This is a genomic window from Methanospirillum lacunae, assembly GCF_003173355.1.
Taxonomy (GTDB): domain Archaea; phylum Halobacteriota; class Methanomicrobia; order Methanomicrobiales; family Methanospirillaceae; genus Methanospirillum; species Methanospirillum lacunae.
In genome coordinates this window covers 12,306-27,517 of record NZ_QGMY01000006.1, presented here as the reverse complement: position 1 = coordinate 27,517, position 15,212 = coordinate 12,306, and the positions used below count along the sequence as shown (strand labels likewise).

Sequence of the window (15,212 nt, the reverse complement as noted above, 5' to 3'; positions counted from 1 at the left end):
TAACCCTGACCTTTAATTTGTGCAAGAGGTGCTTGCATAATTTCCTGGTGCCATACCATTACCCTCCTACAATATGTGAAAGATCTTGATATCAGGATATATTACATAAAAAAAGCCATTGAACATGGGTGGAGTAGAAACATCCTCGTCCATCAGCGAGAATCCGGTCTTCACCTTCGGGAAGGAACATAAACAACGAATTTTGCTCTCACTCTTCCTCTAGTCCAGTCCTGACTTGCTCGTCAAACCCTAAAGGATCCCTCCATCTTCGATTTCCTAATCCTCTCCGTAGAAACTAAAGAAAAAGATCTCGAAGATGCCCATATCTCATATTCAGCAATTCCTGCTTAAAATCGGTATTGTATTTGCATTTCTTGGTGACAATGACTCCAAGAATGTTCGAACTCACCACCCTCAATAAACCCAGGCACCCGGAATACGTCTTGTCCAATCAACGATACCCGGGGAAGTGATTCAACCCAGGATACATCATAGTTTGAAATATCGTATAAATAAAAGAGGAATCTCTATTTTAAATGAAGATTACTGGAAAATATCATATTGAACAATCGATGAGTAGATTAGCGTGGGTTTGGGGGCATTCCTCCTAGCAGGAATAGGTATTGCGGTGTCATCGTCAGGATAACCAATCTGCAATATTTCTCCAGGGACATGGTAAGACCAATCATTCTCGTTCTTTCTATCCGGCAAATCCTGTGAAAGGGTAATCCCTTAAAAAAACAAGTAATTCATATGTTCAAATTGGCATGGCAAGTACGATTAGGACTTATCCTGGTGTCATGTTCTGTCCTTGTATATATATTAAAAATTACTCTGATCGATAATCTTCCAGGAACGATTGAATATATCTTTAATTCAGCCGGATTTTTATTTATCAATGTTCTTTTTGTCACACTGGTAATCAATGGATTACTGGCAAGACGAGCGAAAAATGAGCGACTTGAGAAACTTAATATTGTTATTGGCATTTTTTTTACAGAGGTAGGGAATGAATTACTAAAACGAATTGTTCCTGCCGATAAAAATGCTTCTAATTTTGGCAAGTCATTTATTCTTAATGGAAAGGAAGTGCCGGATGGACATTCAATGATACGTGCCGCTGAAAGTCACCACTTTGAACTGAACTCTGAAGTGATTGATCTGAAAGAGATGCATGATTTCTTGCAGGAAAATCGTAATTTTCTATTGCGACTAATGGAGAATCCGGTCATGCTCGAACACCAGAGTTTTACATCACTTCTCATGGCAGCGTTTCATCTGACAGCAGAACTTGGATATAGGAAAAATTTAAGCAACCTCACTGTTTCTGACCGTGCTCATCTGACCGGAGATATCAACCGGGTTTACCAGGCCCTGACAAAGGAGTGGATTAGTTATATGGAATATTTGTCTCTTCATTATCCCTATCTCTATTCACTAGCAGTGAGAACCAATCCTTATGATATGAACGCTATTGTCGAAGTGGAGTGACAGTACAACGATCTCATCTACGTAGTGTACCTCATCGTAATCCTAACTTTTTTTGAATACAGATTTTTTTAAACCCATCCCGATCATTGGAAAATATGTTTCCGGTGAAAATCTGGAGAAATAAACTGCAAATTGTAGGCATCTTGAGTATCTGAACTCAAGGTGAAAGCCTGAGGCTTAAAGCCAAACAGCAATCTCCGGACAGGTGACCACCTCTGATATACATCCGAGAGAGCAACATTTATCAGAATATAACCGAATCAGTTTTTGGATCCATTAAATCCCTGATTTCACTCCCTATGAGGTTGGTTGAGAGAACAAACAGCACTATCATTACCCCGGCCGACAGGGTGATGAGCGGAGCTTTACCTATATACGCAAGTCCCTGGTTCATAATTGTCCCCCATTCAGCAGTAGGAGGCTGAATCCCGAGCCCTAAAAAACCTAAACCAGCGATTGAGATAATCTTCCCGCCTAGTCCAAGTGTTGCAATCTCCATGATAGGAGCCAGAGAATTTGGCAGGATATGATTGAAAATAATATGTCTGTCTCCTGCTCCGAGTGCCCGGGCACTAGTCACAAACCCACTTGTTTTTAGTGATATTGTCGTTGACCGAACCACTCGTGCATACTTAGCCCATCCCGGAATTGCAAGAGCAAGGATAATTGTCGGGACACTTGGCCCAAGGATTCCAACAAGGGCGAGGGTAATAACCATGGACGGGAATGCAAGCATAATATCAGTAAATCTCATGAGCAGACCGTCCAGTCTCCGGTAATATCCTGCATACAATCCAACTAATAACCCAATGGCCACCACAATTGTTGTGGTTATTACTGCAACTGCAAGAGAAGTCTGTGATCCATAAATAACCCGGCTTAAAATGCATCTCCCAAACTGATCTGTTCCAAGCGGGTATTCCAGACAGGGACCCATAAACCGGTTTTTGAGTGATTGTTCATCAGGATTATGAGGGGCAACAAAGGGAGCAAAAATTGCTATGAGACACATGAAAACAAGGATTATCAGTCCGGTCAGCAGGAGTGGTCTTTGTTGTATCTTTGCCTGGTACTCGTGAAAATTGTCCCTAATTGGACTTATCAAAAATTGATTATTCATACTCCTGTCTCACCCGTGGATCGAGAATATACTGCAAGATGTCAACACCGAGATTGAGAAAGACAAAAACCAATGCAAAGACAAGAACACAGCCCTGAAGAACCATTATATCCCTTGTAGAGGCAGATTCAACAAAAAGTCTTCCAAGACCGGGAATCGCAAATAACGATTCAATGATCATGGAACCTCCAAACAACCATCCGTATTGTGTGCCCATATACGTGATGACGGGAATGATTGCATTTTTGAGTGCATGCCGCTGTACTACTAATCGCTGTGAAATACCCTTTGATTTTGCAGTTCTGATATAATCCTCTTCAAGTACTTCTGCCATGCTGGTTCTCATCAGACGTATTGTGATTGCACACATCCCGACTGCGAGGGCAATTGCAGGAAGAATAAGATATTCAAATCCTTCATATCCTGCAACAGGAACCCAGTTCAGGTAAACAGCAAACACCATAATCCCGATAATTCCTATGAAGAAATCAGGAATTGAGAGGCCAATTATGGATACTGCCCTGGTTATATGATCAATACAGGAGTTTTGACGCATTCCTGAGAGGATTCCAAGCGGAATTGCAACAATACAGGAAAAAAACATAGCCAGGGTAGAAAGGAGAAAGGTTACAGGGAATGCATTACCTACTTCTTCAACAGTGCTTCTCCGACTTTGATATGAATACCCGAGATCACCTGTTGAAACTCGTGCAAGCCAGGACCAATACTGGATATACCATGGTTTATCCAGATTCATTTCGATCCTCATTGCAGCAACAGCTTCCTCAGGTGGGTGTTCTGTATTCATAATTGCCCGAAGGTTAATTACTGCCGGATCCCCGGGAGAATAGAGAAGCAGAGCAAAAACAACAAATGAAATGCCGATTAAAACCGGAATAGTCTGAAGGACCCGAAAGAGAATGTATGTTCGCATGATAGAACAAAAAAAAGTTATGACAAGGATACATCTTCCAGATGGAAGGCAAACTCTGTCGGGTGCATCCGGTATCCTTTTACGCTATTTGATGTGACATCCTGGTTCACATAGTAACTTAATACTGAAACCGGTGCCTCATCATTGATGATCTCCTGTACCTGATCATAGATCTTCTTACGTGCTGCCTGATCAGTAAGTGACCTGGCTTCACCAAGCAGACTGTCCAGTTTCTCACTCTTCCAGTGGTAAGGGCCGTATCCGTTGTTAAATGTACCTGAAGAGTGATAATCTGCCATCAGGATCCAGTCTGGATCCGGGGCATTCATAAGAGATCGCCCTCCGAGATACATATCAAAGTCACCACTGTTCTTCAGAGTTTCAGAAGTATCAATATCAACTGATTTTACCTGAACATCTATTCCAATCTTCTTCAATTCATCCTGAATAATCTCAGCCATCTGCGGAAGCTCAGCACGTTCAGGATACGTTACTAACGTTATGGAAAACTTCTTGCCATCTTTGTCAAGAATACCATCATTATTACTATCTTTCCAGCCTGCTTCGGCTAGCATCGATTTGGCTTTTTCCGGGTCATATGGATATGCCTTGATGTCCTTATTTCCCCAGTAGAAGGTTGGCGGAAAGAGACTGGTGGCCGATTCGCCAACTCCTTCGAGAACATAGTTTATGAGATCCTGTCGGTTGATTGCATAATTCATAGCCTTGCGAACAGCTGTATCTGCGAACGGGCCGGATTCACAGTTGTATGAGAGAATCCTGTCTCTTGAGATAGGTTCAGTATTAATGGTGAATGATCCTGAAGATTTATACCCTTCAGTGATATCAGGAGAAAGAATCTGGGCGATCTGCACATCTCCTCCTTTCAGCATCATAGATCTGGTTTCTGCCTCAGGAACGACATGATACACAACTTCATCAACCGATGGGATTTTTCCCCAGTAATCAGGGTTCTTTACACCGACATACTTCTCTTTCGGGGTGTAGGAACTGAATTTAAACGGACCGGTAGAGTACGGTATAGAGATATCCCCTTGATCGATAGAGGCTTCAGATAATGCTGCACTCTCACCCTTTGCCATATATGCAGGTAAAGATGGGAAAGAGGACTTGAGTACAATTTTTAATGTCTTGTCATCGACTGCCTGAATCTCCTGAATCGGGACACTTGAAAAGGTCTGTGACTTTTTAAGAGAATCTTCAAGAGACTTCTTCATCGCCTGTGCAGTAAAAGGAGTTCCATCATGAAATTTCACGCCATCGCGTAAGTGGAAAGTCCATGTCTTCTGATCGCCTGAAACATCCCAGGACGTGGCAAGTCCGGGTGAAATCAGGGCTTCATCATTTATGTCAACGAGCGTCTCGGTTACGCCCATTCGTTGGGCAATAGCTCCATTTACATGAGGGTCCGTGGTTTTTGCATCCCATGGGGCTGCAATGTCAAGAGTTTTTCCTCCTCCTTCTGCAAGTACCATGGTATTGCAGAAAAGAAGAAGGACTAGACAAAAGAAGGTAAGAAGTTTAGCCATCTTCATAATACAAGATGGGGATGATTCATATAAATGTATATTTATTTGAAATTCGTAATAACTAATATGAAATATTTTCTCATCAAGTGGGATGATGGCACCGTATTTTTACAGGACCGCATGTCTGTAACCCCGGCATTGTATGGCAGATATCATCTGCTTTAGGGCATACTGAACGCCACGTACATCCGGATTCATAACGTGCTTCATAAGACTTTTCTCCTGGAAGAGAATTCGTTGTAAGTGCGTGAGTGTACGGATGGAGTGGATTAGTAAGAGTATCGGAGCCTTCTTCAACGATCTGTCCTTTGTACATAACTCCAACGCGGTCTCCCACGACTCTGGCAAGTTGTATGTCATGAGTAATAAATAAGAGAGAAACTCCTGTTTTTTTCTGGATATCTTTAAGCAAATGTACTATCGAGGCCTGGACAGAAACATCGAGCATGGAAGTTGGTTCATCGCAGATGATAAATTCAGGTTTTAAAGCAATAACTCGGGCTATTGCTGCACGCTGAAGTTCTCCCCCTGATAACTGGTGAGGATACCGGTTCACATATTCAGGATCCAACCCGGTCTGTTGCAATAAACCGGTTAATAATTCAGTTTTCGACTGAAGGTGAAACGATTCAGGGTGCAGATAATATGGTTCAAGGATAGAACGGCTGACTTTCCATCGCGGGTTAAAGGCATCTTCCGGATGCTGGGGGATAATCTGCATTTTCTTTCGAAATGGTATCATCTCATAATGGGTTTTATGGGTAATATTGACACCATTGCAGATTATTTCCCCGTCTGTTGGTTGAATGAGAAGGAGGAGGACTCTTCCAAGAGTTGTCTTCCCACTCCCGCTCTCACCAACAAGCACATATGTCTCACCATGTCGAATCGCTATATCGACACCATTGACTGCATACGTTCTTTTTCTTGAAACTATGCCCGATTCATACAGTTTTTTTAGTCCGATCCCAATTATCACACTGGATGCATCTGACATATCCATCTCCTGACTGGTTTAACCCGATATCACAATCACATTGATCCGACCTGTCTGCACAACGTTCTCTAAACCTGCATCCTGAAAACCGCATATGCATTGGAGGAGCAGTCCCGGGTATTGGAAAGAGACCATTCTGGGGAAGAGAATGAACCAATCCCCGGGAGTAGGGATGAAGAGGAGATTTTAAAAAACATCCTGCATCTGAAATTTCTACAATCTGGCCGCAGTATATCACAACTATTCGATCAGCCAGTTCTGTTGCAAAATCCAGGTCATGGGTGATGAGCATGAGGGTAACTCCAGTCTTTTTTAACCTGGCAAACTTCTCAATAATGTCTTTCTTGGTTATCCTGTCGATTCCTTTCGTTGGTTCATCTGCAATAAGTACATCCGGATTTGTTGAGGTTCCCATGGCAATTGTTGCCCTCTGGAGCATCCCGCCACTATACGTTACCGGATATTCCTCAGCCCAAAACTCTGGTGGAAAAATGCTGTATGTTTCTAATTGTTTTACAGCCTGGATACGGGCGTGTGTCCAGGATTTACCCAGATGAACAACCGCTGGTTCTGCGATCTGTTTCCACATCTTCATTGACGGGTTAAAACTCGTTTTTGGGTTTTGAGGTATCCAGGCGATTTTACTACCACGGATAGCCTCGATTTCAGAGTGAGGAATTGAGAGAAGGTCAGTCCCGGTGAAGAGAACACTTCCGGTAATCCGGGCATTGGCAGGAAGAAGCCTCATTATCGAGAGGCCTAGAATAGATTTTCCGCTCCCGCTTTCCCCAATTACAGCCAGGGTTTCACCTTTTCTGATAGTAAGATTGATATTATCTATCGCAGAAAGGACGCCATCATTTCCAGGAAATGAGACTGAGAGATCTGATATCTCAAGGATTGGTTTCATGTAAAAAATTTCAAGAAATACCTACTGTAAAATGAATTATCCGGCGTGGTTTTGGTCCTGAAAAATTATGGTATCACATTGGTTGTATGGGTTCTCAAAAATCATGGATATCAGGAAACCTTTAATTTCACGATTCATGTTTTTATAATAAGAAAGAGGGTCAAATACCCCTATTCTTTCACTCGACCGTAGATTATCTGAACTTCTGCATGATCATTTGACGTGCTGCCTTCCATGAGTTTTTTCTGATACTCTGAAATCTCCAGGATGTATTCTGATCTGACATCAATCAGATTTTGTGATGTAAAGAGTTGTTTTATCGCATCTATAGTCAGGTTTTCCCGATATGGCAGCGAGTTAACAACTTCCTGGCAATACATCTGATGCCATAGTTTTTCCCGGTCTGATGTTACAGGCTGATTCTCATCAGGTTGTGGGAAGTAATTTATGGGCTGTGCATGCCCGTCAATTGCAATAACAACTCCTCCGGGCCTGGTGATACGAGCCCATTCTCTGATAGCCTTGTCTGGATGGGGGAGAGTCCAGAGAAGATGGCGACAGATAACACAATCAAATGAATTATCTGGAAACTGCGGGTTCTCAGCATCTCCGGAGGTAAAACAGACATCAAGATTTCTGGTCTCTGCTTTCTTTTTTGCAATTGCCAGCATCTTTTCTCCAAGATCAATACCGGTAACAGTATGTCCGATTTCTGCCATATTCAGGGCGATCATTCCGGTACCGGTGCCAACATCCAGGATTTTTTGAGGATGTGTGCCGATTATGGATGAGAGATATTTCTTCCAGAGAGCAGATTCAGTTTCATCTGCTCCATGTCCGACATCCTGATCAAATGTTTCACTTCGTTCATTCCAGTAGGTTTTAATCCTGGTTTTAACTTCATCTGGAGATACTATTTCTGAATTCATGAGTATAATATATATTTGGGATGCATATTGTTATACTATTTGATTTATTTGTGTGATATTATTTGTGGCAATGACAGGAATATAAAATATTTTTTTTAGATTGGACTTTTAAACTGACTTACTCTTGTATTCCATATACAGTATTGAATCGCAAGATCTCATGTATCTGGGTTTTTTTTATTAAAATGTACGAGTGCGGGTGAAATCTTTACCTGAAGATCATCAAAACCAGAGTAAAAAATGTAATGGGCGTTTCCATGGAACTCCCAGAATGTGGATAATCAGAATTCAAATCCTACAAGTAAGAAAAACAGACAGAATTGTGAGAATAAGACCTCGGTATGGTATGAGATTCTTTGAACTAAACCTCGGCTAACTTTTTTCATGTTGATCTATAACATAAATAATTATATCTGAATTTATTTTCTTCATACTTGACGGCGTATCCATGGATTTGGTAGTATTCTAAGAAGGTGTATGAAAACTACTGCATCACATATATTATCTGGAAAAACCAGGTGCTCAACATCGCCAATTGCAATTGTATATGGGATATCGCATCCTCTGAATTTTTTAAACATTCTGTGATATTTCCTCATCCAACATCAACTCGAGTGACCCTCATCACTACATAGGAGATGTCTATTCCCTCAGGAAATTGGTACGTAAAAAAGGGACAAGGGACACCAGAGCCCAGGCTAATTTCCAAATAATAACTGATAACGATCCCTCCGTGAAATTAAAGCAGAATTCGGGGATAAATTGCGGTATTACATTCCGATGAGTTCTTCTATCTCCCTGGCAAATTCTTCTGGTTTCTCTTCTGCAATAAAATGGCCGGCATCCTGGTATCGTACGATCCGTGCGTTTGGGAACGTTAATGACCATGTGTTCAGTTCTTTTTCTCTGAATGCAATATCCTTCATCCCCCAGACAATGAGAACCTTCTTTGATTTGAGCCGCTTAACATTGTTCCACAACGACCGCAGCCATTCAGTTGAACCGATAATCTCCCTGGGAAACACCCATGTTCCGGTTCTGTCTCCCTTTTTTTCAAACGGCTTCAGGTAATGACGGTGAATCTCTTTTGTCAATCTCCTTTTATCCCCGAAAGCATGCCGTACAATATCCTGAGCAAAAAAATTCCGCCACTTAATCAGCCACTTCCCAATACGACCACCAACAAAGGAACTGAACAGAATAAAATGGAGATCCTGATCAACCGGCCACATCCATGTATTCGTAATAACAATATTCGTGACTTTTTCCGGATGATTAATGGCATAGGATAATCCTATTGGTCCACCCCAGTCACCTACAACCAGAGTGATATCTGAAAGGTCCAGACTTTCCAATAAAAGATTGAGATTTTCAGCATGATCACGTGGCAGGTATGTCCATAATCCCGGTTTATCAGACAGGCCAAACCCTATAAAATCCGGGGCAATACATCGATATTTTTGAGATAGTTGCCTGATAACATTTCTGAACTGAAATGACCATGAAGGATTGCCATGGACAAAAACAATTGATTTCCCTCTTCCTTCATCAAGATAATGCATCTGTCCTGCAGGAACCTGAAAAGAATGTGACCCGAATGGATACTCATCGATATTCAGCCACGAGGGTGTTGCCATACTGAAGATTCTCATGATAAGGTATTATCATAACTGATAGGGAATGAGCATCTCCCATATACCCTTTTCAAACAGGTGAGAATTTGTTTTCTAATATAAATCAGGTCTGTTAAAAGCAGAAAATATCTGGAACACATATCAAGGATGAAGATGAGATTGTCAATAATGGAGATCATTTTTTGTTATTCTCTCCTATATCTCCTCGTTGTGGCTTCGATCTTTCAGTTTAATTTCTTATAATTTTAAAAATAAGAGTTATCGGCATGAAATTTTTGTGATCCAGTGAGATTTGAGAATAGTATGATGAATAGGTATACAGAGACTCCGGGATTTTTGAGATTTTCAGGAGTGGCCTAAACGTTTTGAATGTGTATCTTGTATTCCGAATAGAAATTCAATAATACACGTTAGATTGAGCTCCGTTTCATTACAATCATTCAAAAATAGTATGCCATGCACGATACATAAGCCCGATTCGTGCCCGTTCACGAAAGGAACCGGGAGATTATATTACCAACCCTGACCGGCTCCTGAAATATCACCCCATGACCTGCATCTTCGACAACGACAAGTTCTGCTCCCGGAATAGCATCAGCAATGATCGCTCCATTCTGTGGCGGAGTCACAATATCCCGATCACCAGTAATCACGAGAACTGGTTTCCTGATTTCATGGAGATTTGAATATACTCCTTCCCAGGTCTCAAAAGCCTCATACTGCTCTATAACAGATCGTGGATCCGCTACTTCGCCGTGGTCCACAAACCAGCTCATCGGATCAGGGTGCTTTTTCCGGAACGATTCGGTCAAAAGGAGACGACCGGCCCGTTCAAGATATGCCTCAATATCCGGGAGTTCCTTTCCCATCTCTTCAGTAACCCTGTCATCCCGGGTGATACACTCTGATCCACCACAGTCAGAACTAATGAGAACAAGGTGGTCCAGCAAATCCGGGTACCGGATCGCAAATTCAAGCCCAATCATCCCTCCCATGGAATAGCCTACAATATGAACCGGACCATCTGCCAGCTCGGAGACCAGATCATAAAGATCCCGAGCACCCTGGGGGATAGTGAACTTTACCGACGGGTTCATCACCCCTGAAACTCCCCGGTGATTGTAGAGAATAACCCGGAACGATGTGGCAAGGGTTGATATCATTCGACCCGGCCATTCGTCCAGTGTCATCCCATATCCGAGGACAAAGACGATAGTCGGCCCACTTCCCTGGATGACATACCTGAGAGGGATATTGTCCTGAGTGAGGATCTCCGTCATATTCTTTTTTTGAATTATCGTTTGGGATAATAATGGTATTCAACCGGTCCGGTATACCCGGGTTCTGGTTGCAGATATTTGGATTTTGGGAGAACTAAACCGGTAGAGGTGATGTGGTGTTTTCGGATGATTATATACTCCATTTGTTATTCACTTTCTGAATGAGGGGGCCTTTCCACCAGATGAGTAAACCTGTGACTGATCTCCTCTATCTTTTTCTCCCGGTGATGATCAATAGCGTAGCACAATGATCATAGGGTCTCCCATCAAAATCACCAAATACCTGTATATCTGAAAACCCTGCCATTTCACAGAGTCTGATGAGGTCACTTGCCGCATAGAGACTGTGTTCAAACGTGAAGGTTCTGATATTCCCGCCTCTGATAAGGGTCCATTCGTTCCTGATCCTGTTCCAGTTCTCCAGGATCTCATGAGACTGGATAAACAGGCCGTCTTCAGTCTTTGATGCCATAATTTCTTCAAATTCCTTGGCAATAACCTCTTTTCCCATCACTTCAATGACAAACGAACCACCTGGCCGGAGACTTTGGGCAATATTTTTCAGAACCAGGAGATCGTCTGCAGGATCTTTGAAATATCCAAAAGAAGTGTAGAGATTGAGGACCAGATCATATGACTCCTGTCTGACAAACTCCCTCATATCAGAAAGAACCCATTCGATATTTCCTGTATCTGCACATTCTCTCTTTGCTATTTCGAGAAGAAATGGAGACTTATCGACACCGGTTACCTGAAATCCCTCTCTGGCTAACAGTCCTGCAAATCGTCCCGGACCACAGCAGAGATCGAGAACCGAGTGTACAGGGTGATCAATAAGATCCAGGATCTTCTCCATCTCTTCCTGAGCCTGTTCAAACAGTTCATCAGGAAATAATACCGGATAGAGGTCTTCCCAGAAGGATTCGTTCTCAAACCATTCTTGATCTGCTCCTTGGGTGGCAGGCTGCATATACACATGTTATCCTGAAGCATAATGACGATTTTCAATAGATGAAACGATTCTGGTCATCTGTACCTCTATAATCATGTGAGAGAGCGGGTTGAGTATGGCGGCAAGCGGGTGTGGGTATCCACCCGGTGGTGTGTCCATCAACAAAAAAGTCCTATCACCGGCGATGATCATGTGATTCGGTGGGTTGACAAATTCTCTCTATCATTTTGAACCGGGACTCAAACAGATGTCCAAAGAATGCCGGGTATTTTTCCAGAGGCTTGAGGAATTTAACTATCTTGAAAAGATCAGAGATATCTTCAGTAAGGGTTGAAAAGTGGAGATCAAAAAAAAATGAATAGTGGATTTATCCACCCGGACTATTGAAATGACTCTATTGCCCACGGTCTGCAGAATATACTCTGACATGACTCTGGGTATATGTTATTCTATGAAATAAGGGAGTCCGGAGATTCCCCTGAATCAGTTAATTCTCTCGATATACTACAAATGTCCGTGCTGCCTTATCATGCAACCCCTGTTTCTTTTCATCAACGATGAGAACTATATACGATATCAGGTTGAGAATTGGAATCTCCTTTATAATGAATCTGACCGTTGCCTGACTGAGTGTAATTTGTTCAAAACTCTCATTAACAACTTTCACACCCACTGCTCTCTTTCCAAGAGTTGCCTGGTAGGTTGAACTTTCTTGTACTGCATAATAGATCCACCCAATAATAATACCAATAATAATCATGGGTATTCCCATTGGGAAAAAGGGTGGATGAAACCCTCTTTCAAAATGATGTACAAAAAACATACTGGTTAATAAAAATTCAATAATGCAGACTGGGATAAACACTATTATAGAATCAATGAGTGCAGCAACTAATCTGATTAAAAATCCGGCATATGGTGCTCTCTCCGTGCTGACCTGATTTGGAATTCTCACTCCGCAATTCGGACAGATTTCGGCTTCTTTATACTCAATCTCTTTTCCACATGTCGGGCAATAATTTACCATACAATCACAATTCACATTGTACATATCCCAATCTATATATATTTGTTAGTGAAGCGTCAGTAATTTAGTTAATACGGTATCACTGATTGTTTTTCAAAACCGGGCAGAATAATTTCACTTTTGCATCATTAAACTGCACAAACACAATTATCACTTTTGAAAAAGTAAAAAAAGAAAAATACAGTGGGCAGCATTGATAGTAAGCTAACACATTTACGTTTTATCGTGTCAGAATACAAAATTAGAATTTTATGGATTTTATAGAAATCTACCGATAATATGGAGCACATTTCGATTCATTTATCTTCAATGATGCTAAATTTTTCGATATCACGTATGACATTCAAATGGGTTTGTATGGGATTATTCTGTCTCATTCTTGTATGTGGGGCAGTATATGCTGATGATCGGAATGATGCAACGAAATACACTATCGCCGTTCAGGAAGAGAAAAACAACACTCCTGCATGGAATAACAATCAAGAGGATTTTATCTTCGCAAACAAAGGGTTTGTAGCAACAGATAATCCCCTGATTATTCCGTCTCCCTATCCCGGTATAACTGCATGGGATATGGAGGCATACAAGGCCATTGCCAATGGAACCAGACCGGATACGATAAATCCGTTACTCTATCGGCAATTTATGCTCAACAACATTAACGGGTTGTTCAATGTAACCGACGACATATACCAGGTCAGGGGATATGATGTCACATCAATGAGCTTTATCAAAGGTAATACCGGCTGGATTATCGTTGATCCCATGATCTCAGTCGAAACCGCAAAAGCTGCAATGGACCTGGTGAACAAAACACTCGGACACTATCCGGTCAAAGCGGTAATCTATTCGCATCCTCACGCAGACCACTACCAGGGAGTAAAGGGAGTTGTCTCTGCTGAACAAGTAGCAAACGGGGATGTCCAGATCATTGCTCCTGAACACTTCATGGACCACGCTTTAAGCGAGAATGTCTATGCTGGAAATGCCATGCAACGCAGGGCTACCTACCAGTATGGAATACAATTACCCAAGGATGCCAAAGGAAACATTGACATAGGTCTTGGAAAGAGTCCCTCAGTTGGAACAGCATCTCTTATTTCCCCGACCCTGGATATTACGCACACCGGGCAGAAGGTTTCGATAGATGGAGTGAACATGGAGTTCCATCTGTCTGAAGATACCGAGGCACCGGTTGAACTTGATATCTGGTTCCCACAGAAGAATGCCCTTCTGGTATCTGAAGATTGTACGGCAACCTTTCATAATCTCCTCACTCTTCGGGGAGCACAGGTCCGTGATTCACTTGCCTGGGCACGATCTCTCGATGAAGTCAGACAATTGTATGGTGATAAGGCTGAAGTCATGTTTAGTTCTCATCACTGGCCACGATTCGGTAACGACAAAGTTATAGAGATTCTTGAAAACCAGCGTGATTTGTACAAATACGTTAATGATCAAACTCTGAATCTCATCAATAAGGGATACACCATGGATGAGATCTCAAACATGATCCAACCTCCTGATTCACTGAGGGAGTTCTGGTATACCTACGGATTTTATGGTCAGATGTATATGGGAGTCAAGGCTACATACCAGAAATATCTTGGATTTTATGATGCAAATCCCATAAACCTCAATCGTCTTCCTCCGGAAGAGTATGCAGAAGAGATAACTCAATACATGGGAGGAGCAGATGCGGCAATGGGACATCTGCAACAGGATTATGATGTCGGTAAGTATGAACTGGTAGCAAGTATTGCAAATTATCTGGTATTTGCTGATCCGACAAATATGAAGGCCAGGGAGATGGAGGCAGCAGCACTTGAGCAGCTTGGATACCAGGAAGTTTCGGGAACAGCCAGGAATGCATACCTCTCCGGAGCACAGGATCTCAGAAGAACCACTCCAATCAAAGAGATAAGCGGCATTTCACCAGATATTATGGCTGCTATGTCTGTATCCCAGTTACTGGATTATATCTCTGTCCGGGTCAATGGAGAGAAAGCAAAGGATGAGGATTACCAGATCAATCTGAAACTTTCAGATACCGGTGATAAAGCACTCATTCAGGTAAAGAATGAAGTTCTTGAATACTGGGTGGATACATCATCTCCAACTGCAGATGTCACTGTTGAGATGCCACGTAAAACACTTGAACAACTGGCTCTTGATCCTTCAGTAACTCCAGCAGATGTGACCACTACCGGTGATGCTGATGTATTTGACCGGTTCGTTTCAATGCTTGATGTTTTTGATCCAGGGTTTAATATCGTCACCCCCTGATTTAATTAAATCCGAACCCTTTTTTTAAAGAAGCTCTTTGTATCAGGCAGATACTATATCCTTGATATGGCATTTCATCGAACTGGTTATACTGTTCTCTTC

At 42.1% G+C, this 15,212-nt stretch carries 14 protein-coding genes; 3 read left to right on the top strand and 11 right to left on the bottom strand.

Features of this window, described 5'->3' with window-relative positions; genetic code table 11:
- The first annotated feature begins 15 nt into the window (after positions 1-15).
- Both DK846_RS18300 and DK846_RS06075 read left to right on the top strand, forming a co-directional pair.
- Positions 16-192, top strand: a complete 177-nt coding sequence (locus DK846_RS18300) for a DUF1016 N-terminal domain-containing protein (protein ID WP_109968047.1) — start codon at positions 16-18, stop codon at positions 190-192.
- A 561-nt stretch (positions 193-753) separates the two neighbouring features.
- The gene (locus DK846_RS06075) at positions 754-1,491 is read left to right on the top strand and encodes a hypothetical protein (RefSeq protein ID WP_109968046.1); all 738 of its coding nucleotides are present in this window, start codon (positions 754-756) and stop codon (positions 1,489-1,491) included.
- 244 nt (positions 1,492-1,735) lie between these two features.
- Here DK846_RS06075 and DK846_RS06070 read toward each other — a convergent pair whose 3' ends face one another.
- From DK846_RS06070 to DK846_RS06025, 11 genes are all read right to left on the bottom strand, one after another.
- Entirely contained in the window at positions 1,736-2,611 is an 876-nt protein-coding gene (locus DK846_RS06070; RefSeq protein ID WP_109968045.1) for an ABC transporter permease, read from the bottom strand.
- On the bottom strand, positions 2,604-3,545 hold the full coding sequence (locus DK846_RS06065) for an ABC transporter permease (RefSeq protein WP_109968044.1): 942 nt from the start codon (positions 3,543-3,545) through the stop codon (positions 2,604-2,606). The genes DK846_RS06070 and DK846_RS06065 overlap by 8 nt, the downstream gene beginning before the upstream one ends.
- Before the next feature lie 17 nt (positions 3,546-3,562).
- The gene (locus tag DK846_RS06060; protein ID WP_245926484.1) at positions 3,563-5,095 is read right to left on the bottom strand and encodes an ABC transporter substrate-binding protein; all 1,533 of its coding nucleotides are present in this window, start codon (positions 5,093-5,095) and stop codon (positions 3,563-3,565) included.
- A gap of 82 nt (positions 5,096-5,177) precedes the next feature.
- The gene (locus tag DK846_RS06055) at positions 5,178-6,092 is read right to left on the bottom strand and encodes an ATP-binding cassette domain-containing protein (RefSeq protein ID WP_109968042.1); all 915 of its coding nucleotides are present in this window, start codon (positions 6,090-6,092) and stop codon (positions 5,178-5,180) included.
- Entirely contained in the window at positions 6,040-7,002 is a 963-nt protein-coding gene (locus DK846_RS06050; protein ID WP_109968041.1) for an ABC transporter ATP-binding protein, read from the bottom strand. The genes DK846_RS06055 and DK846_RS06050 overlap by 53 nt, the downstream gene beginning before the upstream one ends.
- 170 nt (positions 7,003-7,172) lie before the next feature.
- Positions 7,173-7,931, bottom strand: a complete 759-nt coding sequence (locus DK846_RS06045) for a class I SAM-dependent methyltransferase (protein ID WP_109968040.1) — start codon at positions 7,929-7,931, stop codon at positions 7,173-7,175.
- Positions 7,932-8,701: 770 nt separating this feature from the next.
- A complete protein-coding gene (locus tag DK846_RS06040; protein ID WP_109968386.1) occupies positions 8,702-9,568 on the bottom strand; it encodes an alpha/beta fold hydrolase in 867 nt (288 codons plus the stop codon).
- Positions 9,569-10,053: 485 nt separating this feature from the next.
- Positions 10,054-10,845 (bottom strand): alpha/beta fold hydrolase, encoded by a 792-nt coding sequence (locus tag DK846_RS06035; RefSeq protein ID WP_109968039.1) that lies wholly within the window; start codon positions 10,843-10,845, stop codon positions 10,054-10,056.
- Positions 10,846-11,053: 208 nt separating this feature from the next.
- On the bottom strand, positions 11,054-11,815 hold the full coding sequence (locus DK846_RS06030; RefSeq protein WP_109968038.1) for a class I SAM-dependent methyltransferase: 762 nt from the start codon (positions 11,813-11,815) through the stop codon (positions 11,054-11,056).
- Between the two features lie 9 nt (positions 11,816-11,824).
- Entirely contained in the window at positions 11,825-11,956 is a 132-nt protein-coding gene (locus tag DK846_RS18130; protein ID WP_281269817.1) for a hypothetical protein, read from the bottom strand.
- Between the two features lie 328 nt (positions 11,957-12,284).
- Complete coding sequence (locus DK846_RS06025; protein ID WP_181391648.1) at positions 12,285-12,824, bottom strand: RDD family protein; 540 nt, start codon at positions 12,822-12,824, stop codon at positions 12,285-12,287.
- A gap of 357 nt (positions 12,825-13,181) precedes the next feature.
- Here DK846_RS06025 and DK846_RS06020 point away from each other — a divergent pair, with 357 nt between their 5' ends.
- Positions 13,182-15,110, top strand: a complete 1,929-nt coding sequence (locus DK846_RS06020) for an alkyl/aryl-sulfatase (protein WP_245926483.1) — start codon at positions 13,182-13,184, stop codon at positions 15,108-15,110.
- Positions 15,111-15,212: the final 102 nt, after the last annotated feature.